We start from the raw sequence: 13666 nt of genomic DNA, 5'->3' as shown, positions 1-13666 counted from the left end.
CAAGTCCATGACGGTCCGTACACAGCGACGTCCGACAGACGTCTAGACGACCCGATGGATGCCACTGTTCAGGGTTGTGGAGGGTACCCCCCGGTCGCTATCCTTGGCACCCATGAACCCCATCCGTTTCATGGTCATCGCCGCGCTGCTGCCCGCGGCCCTCTTGCTGAGCGCCTGCGGCAGCCTCCCCTCTCAACCCGATGAACCGGAACGGGTTGAAATCACTGAAGAAACCGACACCGTACGACTGGCGGACGCCGAGCAGACCCTGCTCGGCCTGGAGGAAGCAACCCCCTTCCCCGACCTGACCCCCTCCCGGGACATCCCCGTGGGCGAGAGCCCGCCCAGCGAGGACATCTGGGGCCGGGTGCGCGCCGGCATGGGTATGCCCGATTACCGCCACCACCCCAGCGTCCAGCCCCACATCCAGTGGCACCTGTGCCGCCCCGACTTCATCCAGCGGGTGACCGCCCGGGCGGAACCCCTGCTGCACTACATCCTGGAAGAGATCGAGGCCCGGGACCTGCCCACGGAGCTGTTGCTCCTGCCCATCGTGGAAAGCGCCTACCTGCCCTTCGCCTATTCCCACGGCCGCGCGGCGGGCATCTGGCAGTTCATCCCCTCCACCGGGCGCCACTTCGGCCTGAAGCAGAACTGGTGGTATGACGGGCGCCGCGATATTCACGCCTCCACCACCGCCGCCCTGGACTATCTGCAGCAGCTCAACCAGCGCTTCGACGGCGACTGGCTGCTGGCGCTCGCCGCCTACAACGCCGGCCAGGGCACCGTGGCCCGGGCCATCCAGCGGAACGAACGCCTGGGCCGCCCCACGGACTTCTGGAGCCTGGACCTGCCCCGGGAGACCCGCCAGTACGTGCCCAAGCTGCTGGCCCTGCGCAGCCTGGTGGAAGACCCCTGGGCCTACCACGTGGAACTCTGGCCGGTGCCCGACGAGCCCTACCTGGAACTGGTGCAGCTGGACGGCCAGCTGGACCTCGCCGTGGCGGCGCGCCTGGCGGACCTGGACCTGGAAGAGGTCTACCAGCTCAACCCGGGCTTCAACCGCTGGGCCACCGATCCTGAAGGCCCCCACCACCTGCTGCTGCCCCGCGACCGCACACCGGCCTTCCGCGAGGGTCTGGCCGCGCTGGATGCCTCCGAGCGGGTGGTCTGGAACCGCCACCGCATCCAGGAGGGCGAGACCCTGATCCAGATCGCCCGCCAGTACCGCACCACCGTGGCCATGCTGCAGAGCACCAACAACCTCCGCGGCAGCAACATCCGCGCAGGCCAGTACCTGCTGGTGCCGAGCGCCAGCGAACCGGCCTCCACCTACACCCTGACGGCCGACCAGCGCCGCACCCAGACCCAGGCGCGCGGGCCGGCCGGCCGGGTACAGCACCAGCACCTGGTCCAGGCGGGCGACACCTTCTGGGGCCTGTCCCGGCGCTACAACGTCTCGGTGCAGGAACTGGCCCGCTGGAACGGCATGGCCCCCGGCGACACCCTGCGCCCGGGCCAGCGCCTGTCCGTGTGGCTGAGCAGCGACGCCGGTCCGGTGGCCTCGGCGGGTCCGCCGCAGTTGCAGAACCCGGCCGCGCGGCGCCAGACGGTGAACTATGCCGTGCGCCCCGGGGACTCCCTGGCAAGCATCGGCCAGCGCTTCCAGGTCAGCGTGGCTGACATCCGCCGCTGGAACAACCTGGGCAACGGCAATCTGATCCGCCCCGGACAGACCCTGACCCTGCACGTGGACGTCACCAACCAGGGCGGCGGGGCATGACGCCCCAGGACTCTGAGCGCACGTGAACGACACGGCCCCGATTCTCGTCGCCAGCCGCACCGACACCGGCCACGTGCGCAGCCACAACGAGGACGCCATCGGCAACGACCCGCACCTGGGCGTGGTGGTGCTGGCCGACGGCATGGGCGGCTATTCCAGCGGCGAGGTGGCCAGCCAGATTGCGGTCAATACCATCCTGGACGAACTGCAGCGGGTGCTGCCCGGCCTGAACCCGGGCGAGCTGGACCCGGAACTGGGTTACACCCGCCAGACCATGGCCGTGCGCGAGGCCATCCTGCGGGCCAACCACAAGATCTACCAGGCCGCCCAGCAGGACACCCGCCACGCGGGCATGGGCACCACCCTGGTGATGGCTGCCTTCCACGGCAACCAGGTGACCATCGCCCACGTGGGCGACTCACGCCTGTATCGCATGCGGGACCGGCGCCTGGAGCAGCTCACCACCGACCACACCCTGATCCAGGAACTGGTGGACCACGGTTACTACAATCGCGAAGAGGCGCGCACCGCCCAGAACAAGAACCTGGTGACCCGCGCGCTCGGCATCGAACCCAGCGTGGCGGTGGATGTGCTGGAAGGCCTGGCCCTGCCGGGCGACGTGTACCTGCTGTGTTCGGACGGCCTGAACGACATGATCGACGACAGCACCATCGAGCGCACCCTGCTGGAGGCCGCGCCCGACATCGAGGCCGCCGCCGAGCGGCTGGTGGAGCGGGCGCTCAACTCGGGCGGGCGGGACAACGTCTCCGTGGTGCTGACGCGGGTGCTCGACACCCACCCGAAGGATCTGCCGTGGTATAAACGGATCACGAAGATCCTAAAACGCAGCTAGGACAGCCATGGCCCGTCTCATCCTCACGCTCAACGACCAGCTCCTGAAGGACATCCCCCTCAGCCGGGAGACCCTGACCATCGGTCGCAAGCCGGACAACGACATCCATCTGGACAACCACGCGGTCAGCGGCTATCACGCCCAGGTCATCACCCTGCTCAACGACAGCTTCATCGAGGACCTGGGCAGCACCAACGGCACCTGGGTCAACGGCGTGCGCATCCGCAAGCGGGCGCTGCAGGAAGGCGACGAGATCAACATCCATCACTATCGCCTGCGCTTCACCCACCAGACCGGCCCGGTGAAGACCCTGACGCCCGACAACCTGGAAAAGACCATGATCGTGCGCATGGATGCCCTGGGCCTGCCCCAGACCCAGGCCGATGCCGGCATGGAAAAGGCCGTGCGCAAGATCGAGACCACCCCTGCCCCGGCGGGCGAAACCCGCCGCACCGGCACCCGCCCGGAACCGGCCGGAACCCCTGCCCCCCATCACGCCCCCCGGTCCGCGGCCGCAGCAACCCCTGCCCCGCAGCCTGCGACCGCGGGCACTGGCACGCTGCGCATCCTCTCCGGCCCCAACGCCGGTCGCAGCCTGGAACTGGTGAAGAACCTCACCACCCTGGGCCGACCCGGCGTGCAGGTGGCCGCCATCACCAAGCGCGCCCAGGGCTACGTGCTGGTGCGCGTGGACGCCGGCGCCAGCGGCGAATCCCCCAAGGTCAACGACCAGCCCATCGGCAACCAGGCCCGCCTGCTCAAGCATGGCGACATCATCGATATCGCGGGCATTCGGATGGAGTTTGTGACCAAGTAAGAAGTGGGAAGCGGGAAGTAAGACGTGGGAAGTAAGAAGTGAGAAGTGTAAACCAATCCCTACTTCGCACTTCCCAATTCACACTTCCAACTTCCTTTCCCACTTCCCGATTCACACTTCCAACTTCCATTCACGCCACTAGCCCGCATATCTCACCGGGATCGCGGAGGCAGGCGAAGGATTCGCGTTCGTAGGCGCCGCTCTGGAGCGAAACCCATAGCAATAGCTATGGGTTGAGTGAAGAGCAAGCCTACGGACGTGAAGACGAGCCTGAACCGCGATAGGATACCGGCGGGAACAAACTGTCATGCTGAGTTCACCGAACATTTCGGTGTATTTCACTTGCGTTTCAGGCTGTTATGCGTCCGCCGGTGTCCGACCGGTGAGATATGCGGGCTAGATCCAGCCTCGGCACCGCCGCCAGCAGCTTGCGGGTGTAATCGTCCCGGGGACGGTTGCTCACCTGCTCCGTCGGGCCGTACTCCACCACCCGCCCCTGATACATCACCGCCATGGTGTCGGCCAGGTATTCCACCACGCCGATGTTGTGGGTGATGAACAGCAGCGTGAGGCCGCGCTCCGCCTTCAGGGCCAGCAGGATCTGCAGGATCTCCGCCTGCACCGAGACGTCCAGCGCGCTGGTCACCTCGTCGCAGACGATGAAGCTCGGGTTGAGCACCAGGGCCCGGGCGATGCCGATGCGCTGGCGCTGACCGCCCGAGAACTCGTGGGGATAGCGCCACAGGCTGTCGGCGGGCAGCTGCACCTGGTCGAGCACCTGCTGGGCCAGGTGCAGGCGCTCCTCCAGGGACCCGCCGATGCCGTGCACCGCCATGGGTTCGGTGAGCGCCCCGGCCACGGTCATGCGCGGATTCAGAGACGAGGCCGGGTCCTGGAAGATGATCTGCATGCGCCGGCGGAAGGGACGCATCTCCCGGGGGCTGAGCGTGCTGATGTCCTCGCCTTCGAAACGTACCGAACCGCTGGTGATGTCCTGCAGCCGCAGGATGCCGCGTCCCAGGGTGGTCTTGCCGCAGCCGGACTCCCCCACCAGGGCAAGCACCTGGCCCTGCGGGATGCTGAGCGTCACGCCGTCCACGGCGCGCACGTGATCCACCACCCGGCGCATCAGACCCTTGCGCACCGGGAAGTGGATACGCACATCGTTCAGATCCACCAGGGGCGCCTCGGCGATCCGCGGCGGCTCAACCGTGGCAGGAGACTCGATCACCGTCGACGCACGACGCTTGCGCAGGTTCTCGGGCAGTGCCTCGATCAGCTGTCGGGTATAGGGATGCTGCGGTTCGGTGAGCACCTTCTTCACCTCGCCGGTCTCCACGATCTTGCCCAGCTTCATCACCGCCAGGCGACGGGCCATCTGCGCCACCACGCCGAAGTCGTGGGTGATGAACAGGATGCCCATGCCGTTTTTCTCCTGCAGCTCGCGCATCAGGCGCAGGATCTCCGCCTGCACGGTCACGTCCAGGGCGGTGGTGGGCTCGTCGGCGATGAGCAGGTCCGGCTCGCAGGCCATGGCCATGGCGATCATCACCCGCTGGCGCTGGCCGCCGGAGAGGCGATGGGGAAACTCGTGGAAACGTTCGTCCGGCTTGGGGATCTGCACCTGGGCGAGCGCCGCCACGGCCCGCTCACGGGCCTCGGCATCGCCCATCTCGGGACGGTGCAGCCGCAGGGCCTCGACGATCTGGTCGCCCACGGTGAACACCGGGTTGAGCGAGGTCATGGGCTCCTGGAAGATCATGCTGATGCGGCTGCCGCGGATCTGCCGGCGCCGCTCCTCGGAGAGCCTGAGCATGTCCACCCGCTCGATGCGCCCGTCGGGCTGACGGTCCTCGAACCAGATCTCGCCGCCCGGATGGCTGCTGATGTCCCGGGGCAGGAGCTGGATCACCGACAGGGCCGAGACCGACTTGCCGCTGCCCGACTCCCCCACCAGGCAGAAGGTCTCGCCCCGCTCGATGTGAAAGCTCACGTCATCCACCGCCTTGACGGTCTCCCCGCCGGCACGCAGATGGGTCTGGAGATTTTTCACTTCAAGCAGCATGTAAGGGCCTTAGATCTACATACCATGTCATTAACGCAGAGTACGCGGAGACGCAGAGGGCGCAAAGGAAAGATCGGTCATACATAGCCTCATCGTTTATCTCATGTCGAGTAAAGACTACTCCAATGATCCCGCATGATTGCCTGTGGTCTTTTGCGTTCTCTGCGTCTTTGCGTGCTCTGCGTCAAATACGGTTGACTGTTTAGATGCTCTTCTTCAAATGCGGATCCAGCGCGTCGCGCAGGGATTCGCCCACCAGGTTGTAGGCGAACACCGTGAGGAAGATGGCGCCGCCCGGGAAGGCCGCCATCCACCAGTTGAAGGTGGAGGACTGCACTGCCTGGTTGAGCATCTGGCCCCAGGAGGGATCGTCCACCAGGCCCAGGCCCAGGAAGCTCAGCGTCGCCTCGGCGAGGATGGCGGAGGCCACACCGAAGCTTGCCGCCACCAGGATGGGCGCGGCGCCGTTGGGCAGCATGTGGCGGAACAGGATGGAGCGCAGCGGCAGGCCGCAGGCCACCGCCGCCTGTACGTATTCCTGCTGGCGCAGCTTGAGGAATTCGGCGCGCACGTAGCGGGCATAGCCCGACCAGGAGGTGATGCCGATGATGATCATCATCATGTACAGGCTGCGACCGAAGAAGGCCACGAAGGTGAGCAGCAGGAACAGCGTGGGGATGGCCTCGAAGATCTCCACCAGGCGCATGCCGATGATGTCCACGATGCCGGAGAAGTAGCCCATCAGGCCGCCGATGATCACGCCGATGCCGAGCGCGATGCCCGTGGCGATGAAGCCGATGGCCAGGGCGATGCGCGAGGCGTGGATCATGCGTGAGAGCACGTCTGCGCCGTTCTCCTCCGTGCCCAGCCAGTGGCGCCGCTCGGCACTCTCGAGCGGGGCCTCGAGGCCGGTGTCGCCGAAATCACGCAGGTAGTCCTTGGGGGAATAGGGAATCGGCGCACGCCACACCCAGTCATACTGCCCGGCGGCCTCCGCCTCCCGGTACTGCTCGAAGATCACCAGGGAGGGCGGCGTGATCAGGCTGTAGCTGAGCGTCGCGCTCAGCGCCAGCACGCCAAGGACCACTGCCAGGCGCTTGCGGAACGCCACCCGCCAGAACAGCACCGCCACCGCCGCCAGGAACACCGCCATGATGGTGACGTCCGCCGGCGTCAGGTGGCGCAGGGCGGGGCTGAAGAGCCGCCCGCCCTCGGAGAGCAGCAGGGGATGACTGGTGGCGATGAAGGGCGCGAACACCGACACGCCCACCAGCACCAGGATCCAGGCGAGCCCCACCCGGGCACCCCAGCGCAGGAACACCTCGCGCAACACCTGAGCGCTGTAGCTGCGCCGGGGCGCGAGAGAGGCGGGCTTGGCGGTGGCGAGCGACTCAGTCATAGCTCACCCGCGGGTCCACGATGGCGTAGCAGAGATCCGCCAGCAGGTAGCCGGCCAGGGTCAGCAGGCCGCTGATGAGCGTCACCGAGAGCACCAGCTCCCGGTCGCGGCCGCGCACCGCCTCCACCGCCAGCTTGCCCATGCCGTCGATGCTGAAGATGGTCTCCACGATCACCGAGCCCGCCAGCAGGCTGGGCAGGAGAGTGGCGGAGACGGTGATCAGGGGCAGCAGGGAATTGCGAAACACGTGCTTCCACAACACATCGCTTTCCGATACGCCCTTGGCCCGGGCGGTGCGGGCATAGTCGGCCAGCAGGTTCTCCAGCACCGAGGAGCGGGTCAGCTTGGCCAGGAAGGCGAAGCCACCGTAGGACAGGCAGATCACCGGCAGCACCAGGTGCCAGAGCCGGTCCAGCAGGAAGCCGCGCACGAACTCGCCGGGGAAGAACTGCGCCACCAGCAGGATGCCCAGGATCACGCCGATGAGCCCCATGGTGACGGTGCGCAGCGCCTGGAAACCGCTCCAGCCGATGCCCGCGAAGGCGGCGCCCACCAGCAGCGCCAGCACGACCTGAGTCGCACTGAAGCCCTCGCTCACCTGCCCGGCCATGACCACGCCGGCCCCGGCGCCCAGCGCGCCGAGCAGCGCCATGCGCAGGCGTGCCGTGCCGCGCAGGCTGAGCCACACCAGCAGCGCGGCGCAAAGCCCCACCGCCAGGAACAGCAACAACACCTCGCCCAGGCTGCCCCAGTGGGGCAGGAAGGGCATGTCCAGGGCCTCGCGCCGGCTGATGCCGGCGGTGGGGAACCAGCGCCAGAACTGGTCCGAGGCGAAGAAACCGATCAGCAGCACGCCCGCCAGCATGGTGGGCACCGACCACAGCCCGAGCATCACCACGCTGGAACTGACATCGAAGCTGCTGCCCCGGCGGGTGGCGGCATGCACCCCCACGGCGATGGCGATGACGTAGATGATGGGAATGGAGACGACGTTGAGCAGCAGGGTGATGGGCAGGCGCTCGGCGATCAGATCCATCACCGGGCGCCCGTAGCGAAAACTCATGCCCAGGTCAGAGCCCTTGAAGAAGGAGAAGCGTCCCAGCTCGCCGGTGGTCTCGTCGATCTGGAAACCCACCGGCGAGACGTTGTTCAACCAGCGCAGGTACTGCACCGGCGCCGGCTGATCCAGTCCGTAGCGGCGATTGTAGTAGTCCTCCAGGGCCTTCTTGGCCTGGGGCTCCAGGTTCAGGCCGTCCACCAGGGCCTGGGCACTGATGCCGCCGGGGGCCGCGGCCATGACCACGAACACCACGAGCGTGATCCCCAGCAGGGTGGGGAACATGAGCAGCAGGCGACGCAGGATATAGGTGGTCACGGGAAAGGCAATTCAAGATTCAAAGTTCAAGATTCAAAGGGCATGCTGCTGGCCATCGCGCACACCTCGAGATTGCAACGTCACCATCAAACTTTGAATTTTGAATTTTGAATTTTGAATCTGAATCATCTCGTGTACCTCTGCATATCCGCTGGCACATAGGTCTCCACGGGCACCGCACCGAGATTCAGGCCCAGATTGGTGATCTGCAGGTTGTGCAGGCGCTGGTCGATGAAGGCGAGCGTCTGGCGGCGCATGAGGAAGGTGTAGGGCTGATCCTCGTACAGGATGCGCTCGACCTGCTGCCAGAGTGCCATGCGCGCGGCCTCGTCCACCTCGGCCCGGGCCTGGTCGATGAGCCGGTCCAGTTCCGGGTTGCGGTAGTTGATGAAGTTGTCGCCGCCGGCCACGGTCTGGCTGGAGTGGAACATCTGGTAGATGTCGGTCTCCACGCCGCTGGTCCAGCCCAGGGTGATGGCGTCGAAGTCCTTGCGGGTGAGCAGGTCCAGCATCACCGACCACTCCGTGGGCCGCGGACGCAGCAGGATACCGGCCCGGGCGTAGATGTCGCGCAGGAACAGCACGATGCGCCGGGTGTCCTCGTTGTCCTGGAAGAACACCAGCTCGAACTCGAATGGCCTGCCCTGTTCGTCCACCAGGATGCCGTCACGGTTGCGGCTGCGGTAGCCCGCCTCGTGCAGCAGCTGCGTGGCCCGCTCGATGTCGAAGGCATAGGGTTCGAGGCTCGTGTCGTGCTGCGGGCTGCGGGGGTTGAAGGGGCTGACCGCCGGCTCCGCATAGCCCAGCATGATCTCGTCGATGATGCGCTCGATCGGCGTGAGGTGGCTCATGGCCTGGCGCACCCGAGGATCGGCGAAGCGGGTTGCACGCCCGTCCCGCTCCTGGTTCCAGCCGATGTAGTTGTAGCCGGCGGTGGGGCTCATGTACTCGAAGTGCCGGGTGCGGCTGCGCAACTGTTCGTCCTCCAGCAGGCGCTGGTACTCACGGGGACGTGCGCCGTAGGCGTCGATCTCGCCGTTGCGGAAGGTGGTCAGGCGGGCGCTGTCGTTCTCGATGACACGCCAGAGCACCCGGTTGAAGGGCGGATCCACCGGCCCCCAGTAGCGCGGATTGCGCACCAGCTCCACCAGGCCCTGGTCCGGAGTCCAGCCCTCGGGGTCGGACAGCCGGTAGGGGCCGGAACCCAGCAGCAGGCCGCGGGAACGGTTGAAGGCCTCGGGATCGTCCAGAAAACGCGCGTAGAAATGCCTCGGCATGATCTCCAGGCCGCCGGCCAGGGACAGGCTGTTGAAGTAGGGCTCGGCAAAGGTGAAGGCCACGGTGTGATCATCCAGGGCCTCCACCTTCTCCAGCTTCTCCAGGTAGGCCCGGGAACGGGGCGCGGCGATGGCCTCGTTCATGATGAAGGCCCAGGTGAACACCACGTCGTGGGCGGTGAGCGGCACGCCGTCGGAGAAGTTCACGTCGGGGCGCATGCGGAAGGTGATGGTGAGTCCGTCCTCGCTGATGGTCCAGTCCCGGGCGATCAGGCCCTGCCATTCCAGGGTGTCCGGATCCCGGGTGATCAGGGACTCCAGCACGTAGTTCTGCACCTCCCGGGAATAGGCGTCGGCGGACACCAGAGGGGTGATGGTGCTCAGCCCCGTGGGGAAGGCCTGCACCAGCCAGTCGCCGGGGGCGAAGTCGGGCTGGGCGGCGGCCTGTTGCGCGCGCCGGAAGGCGGGCGGGACATCGGCCAGCTGATCCCCCTCCCCTGCACCCACGGCCACGCCGCTGCGCACCCGGGTCTCCAGGGACTGCAGGGCCACGCGCAGCCGACGCAGATCGTCGGACTGCTCCTGCATGGCCCGCTGCATCTCGCTCATGCGGCTCCACTGGCGGTCCACCTGGTACATGAGCAGGATCAGCATCACGCCCAGGATGACCAGGCCAAGGATCAGGGTCAGGTCTTTGGCGGCAAAACGTGTTTCCATGGGGCTCCGTGTCCATCCAGGCCGATTGCGGCCTCACCAGGGAGGCCGTCTCGGCTCGTTCGTATGCAAAGTCGCCTCGACTATAGATGGATTCCGCGTCCGTTTCATCCGCCCCGCGCGCCGCGCGGCAGCGGACCGGATTGCGAGCAGCGGAGTGGAACGCCGGCACGGGGCGATAGTATGATGCGGCCATCCCCGATGGGTGATGTGGCAGCCCGTGCCGTTCGAGGCCATCCGTTGCGTTCAGACTCCCCATCGGTGAGCAGGTTCATTCGACCGCGCAGCGACCGAACATGCGCGGCACCCAAGCACAGGAGAATCACATGGGTTTTCTCACCGGCAAGCGCGCCCTGATCGTCGGCGTGGCCAGCAACCGATCCATCGCCTACGGCATCGCCCAGGCCATGAAGCGTGAAGGCGCCGAACTGGCCTTCACCTACCAGAACGAGCGTCTCAAGGAGAGGGTGGAGAAATTCGCCGCGGAATTCGATTCCGACATCGTGGTGCCCTGCAACGTGGAAAGCGACCAGGAAGTGGAAGCGGTGTTCGAGCACCTGGACAACTACTGGGACAGCCTGGACGTGCTGGTGCACTCGGTGGCCTTCGCGCCCAAGGAGGAGTTGGAGGGCGACTTCCTGGACAACATCACCCGCGACGGCTTCCGCATCGCCCACGACATCAGCTCCTACAGCCTGGCGGCGCTCGCCAAGGCCGGACGCCACATGATGAAGGACCGCAATGCCTCCATCATCACCCTGAGCTACCTGGGCGCGGTGCGTGCCATGCCCAGCTACAACGTCATGGGCCTGGCCAAGGCGAGCCTTGAGGCCAACGTGCGCTACCTGGCCTACACCCTGGGCCCCGAGGGCACCCGGGTGAATGCCATCTCCGCCGGCCCCATCCGTACCCTGGCCGCCGCCGGCATCGGCGACTTCCGCAAGATCCTGGATCACGTGGAGAAGAACGCACCCCTGCGCCGCAACGTCACCATCGAGGACGTGGGCAACACCGGCGCCTTCCTGGCCTCCGACCTGTCCTCGGGCATCACCGGCGAGGTGCTGTACGTGGATTCCGGCTACAACATCATCGGGCTCGGGCCCGCGGAAGTGTGAATTGAAGTTGGAAGGGTGAATTGAGAAGTACGAAGTCATGAAAAAGGCGAGCCATTGGCTCGCCTTTTTTATTTCCCACTTCCCGATTCACCCTTCCCACTTCATCACAGGTTTTCCCTGAAGATGCGGATCTTCGCCTGCGCCTCCAGGGCCTGGTAGAGGGCCTCGAACTCCAGGCCGCCATAGAGATTGGCCAGCTGCTGCCGGGCCTCGTTCATGCGCGCCGGGCGCACCTCGCCGGGCTCGCTGGCGTACAGGGCGACGAGCACGTAATCGCCATCGCGCAGGGACAGGCCGGAGAAAACGGGCCGATCGTCGGCGGGCCGGTTCAGGGTGAACACCCGGCTGGTCACGGCGCCCGGCAGTTCACCGGAATCCCGGCTGACCCACAGCTCCGTGGTGCTCTCACCGGGCAGACCCTCCAGGCTCTGCGCCCAGCCGCTGCCGGCCTGCAGTGCCTCCAGCGCCCGGGCGCCGTCGGCCTCGGCCAGCCTGCGGCTTTCCTCCCACACCAGTTGCAGGCGGATCTCCTCGGCCACCTCCTCCAGGGGCCGGGGCGCGGCGGGCTCGTACTCGTGCAGGCGCACCACCACCACGCGCCCGTCGGGCAGATCGATCAGGTCGCTGTTGCGGCCCTGACGGACCTCCTGGCTGAAGGCCACCCGCAGCACCTCGGGCTCCGAGGCAATGCCCTCGTCAGCGCCCTGGCGGGTGAACCAGTCGGTGAAGGCAATGGAGAGCCCCGTGGCCTCGGCGGCCGGTTCCAGGGTGCCGGGCTGTTCGAAGCTCTCGGTGAGCAGACGCTCGGTCAGTTCGATGTGCAGGCCTTCCACGCGGCGGCTGCGGAACTCCGCCTCCACTTCGTCGCGCACCGCCTCGAAGGGTTCGCGCCTGGCGGCCTCGATGTCCGTGAGCCTGACGATCTGCAGGCCCAGACCCGTGCGCACCGGCTGACTCACGTCACCCACCCGCATCGTGAACAGCACGCCCTCCAGGGTGGGATCGATATCGCCCCGGGCGATGTAGCCCAGATCGCCACCGGCCGTCTCGGCCATGGGATCGTCGGACACGGCACGGGCCACCTCGGCAAAGTCCTCGCCGGCCTCGATGCGCGCCCGCGCTTCCCGGGCGCGTGCCTCAGCGGCGGCCACGGTATCGGCATCCGCACCCGGCTCGACGCGGATCAGGATATGGCTGGCGCGGCGCTCCTCCGGCTGGGTGAAGCGGTCGCTGCGTTGCTCGTACTCGCGGCGCAGATCATCCTCGGTCACGCTGACCTGTTCGGCCAGGGTGGCGTCGTCCAGCAGCAGGTAGGCGAGACGCAGGCGTTCCGGGGTCTGGAACTGCTCGCCGTGCTCGGCGTAGAAGGCGGCTATGTCATCCTCGCTCACCTGCACCCGCTCGGCATAGGCCTCGGCCGGGAAGCGGTGCACGCTGACCTGGCGGCGCTCGTGGCGCAGGCGCACGAAGTCCTCCACCATGGCCTCGGGCAGGAAGGCACTGCGCTGGTAGCCGCTCTGGAACTGCTCCAGCAGCATGGCCTGGGCCACCCGGGCCTCGAACTCCGCCGGGCTGCGGCGCTGTGACTCCATGATCTGGCGATAGCGTTCCGGGTCGAACACGCCGTCACGCTGGAAACCGGGCACGGCGCGGATCTCGCTGGCCACGGCCGAGGCGCTGATGCGGAAACCCTTGTCCTCGGCCATCTGCGCCACCAGTTCGCGCCGGATCAGGGTCTGCAGGGCGTTCTCCCGCATCATGTTCTCGTCCACCGCCCCCGAGGGGATGCGGCCGCCGAACATCTGCGCCAGTTGCTGGCGCTGCTGCTGGAATTCCTGCTGGTAGGCCCGGGCGGGGATCTCCACGCCGTTGACCTCGGCCACCACCTGGGCAGGGGCGCCGCCGAAGTATTCGTTCAGGCCCCAGAGGGCGAAGGGGATACTGATGAGGATGACGATGACGTAGGCAATCCAGCCCGTGGCCTTGTCTCTGATCTTCTGCAGCATGGTTGTGGGGTCGCTTTTGACGTTGGATTCAGTGCAATCCGCCCATGATAGCGAATTTGAGCCCGCCGGGGGATGCGTGGGACGCTCGAGCCTGAAAAGATGGTTCTCTCGCCAAGACGTATATGGTCTCCTCCCGTTTTGCAAGGCTCTGTGGTCGGTTCTGACAGGGACAGGATTGCGGTCGTATATCCGGCCTGTTGATGAAGGCACGCCTGCCTTCTGACCTTGATGAAATGCGCGCGTATCGTCCTTATCGCTAAGT

General features: G+C 66.5%; 9 protein-coding genes. 4 read left to right on the top strand and 5 right to left on the bottom strand.

All coding sequences use genetic code 11. The features are described from left to right. Window positions 1–112 precede the first annotated feature (112 nt). The 3 genes from TGR7_RS04760 to TGR7_RS04750 are packed head-to-tail and all read left to right on the top strand — an operon-like array spanning window position 113 to window position 3453. The gene (locus TGR7_RS04760; RefSeq protein WP_012637525.1) at window positions 113–1783 is read left to right on the top strand and encodes a LysM peptidoglycan-binding domain-containing protein; all 1671 of its coding nucleotides are present in this window, start codon (window positions 113–115) and stop codon (window positions 1781–1783) included. A 22-nt stretch (window positions 1784–1805) separates the two neighbouring features. Beyond that, on the top strand, window positions 1806–2636 hold the full coding sequence (locus TGR7_RS04755) for a Stp1/IreP family PP2C-type Ser/Thr phosphatase (protein ID WP_012637524.1): 831 nt from the start codon (window positions 1806–1808) through the stop codon (window positions 2634–2636). A 7-nt stretch (window positions 2637–2643) separates the two neighbouring features. Further along, window positions 2644–3453, top strand: coding sequence for an FHA domain-containing protein (locus TGR7_RS04750; protein WP_012637523.1), 810 nt, complete (start codon window positions 2644–2646; stop codon window positions 3451–3453). A gap of 349 nt (window positions 3454–3802) precedes the next feature. Here the strand turns inward: TGR7_RS04750 and TGR7_RS04745 are convergent, their stop codons facing one another. From TGR7_RS04745 to TGR7_RS04730, 4 genes are all read right to left on the bottom strand, one after another. Next, entirely contained in the window at window positions 3803–5518 is a 1716-nt protein-coding gene (locus TGR7_RS04745; RefSeq protein WP_012637522.1) for an ABC transporter ATP-binding protein, read from the bottom strand. 202 nt (window positions 5519–5720) lie between these two features. Further along, window positions 5721–6917, bottom strand: coding sequence for an ABC transporter permease (locus TGR7_RS04740; protein ID WP_012637521.1), 1197 nt, complete (start codon window positions 6915–6917; stop codon window positions 5721–5723). After that, the gene (locus TGR7_RS04735) at window positions 6910–8292 is read right to left on the bottom strand and encodes an ABC transporter permease (protein ID WP_012637520.1); all 1383 of its coding nucleotides are present in this window, start codon (window positions 8290–8292) and stop codon (window positions 6910–6912) included. Before TGR7_RS04735 ends, TGR7_RS04740 begins: the two co-directional genes overlap by 8 nt. A gap of 125 nt (window positions 8293–8417) precedes the next feature. Continuing rightward, the gene (locus tag TGR7_RS04730; protein ID WP_012637519.1) at window positions 8418–10286 is read right to left on the bottom strand and encodes a peptide-binding protein; all 1869 of its coding nucleotides are present in this window, start codon (window positions 10284–10286) and stop codon (window positions 8418–8420) included. A gap of 323 nt (window positions 10287–10609) precedes the next feature. On the opposite strand from TGR7_RS04730, the gene TGR7_RS04725 reads away from it, so the two are divergent. Next, a complete protein-coding gene (locus TGR7_RS04725) occupies window positions 10610–11398 on the top strand; it encodes an enoyl-ACP reductase FabI (RefSeq protein WP_012637518.1) in 789 nt (262 codons plus the stop codon). A 104-nt stretch (window positions 11399–11502) separates the two neighbouring features. Here the strand turns inward: TGR7_RS04725 and TGR7_RS04720 are convergent, their stop codons facing one another. After that, window positions 11503–13404: a SurA N-terminal domain-containing protein gene (locus TGR7_RS04720; RefSeq protein WP_012637517.1), complete on the bottom strand. Its 1902-nt coding sequence runs from the start codon at window positions 13402–13404 to the stop codon at window positions 11503–11505. Between the last annotated feature and the right edge of the window lie 262 nt (window positions 13405–13666).

It is taken from the genome of Thioalkalivibrio sulfidiphilus HL-EbGr7 (assembly GCF_000021985.1).
GTDB classification, from domain to species: domain Bacteria; phylum Pseudomonadota; class Gammaproteobacteria; order Ectothiorhodospirales; family Ectothiorhodospiraceae; genus Thioalkalivibrio_A; species Thioalkalivibrio_A sulfidiphilus.
Note: the sequence above shows the minus strand (reverse complement) of the source record. Positions and strands in the feature narration are given on the sequence as shown.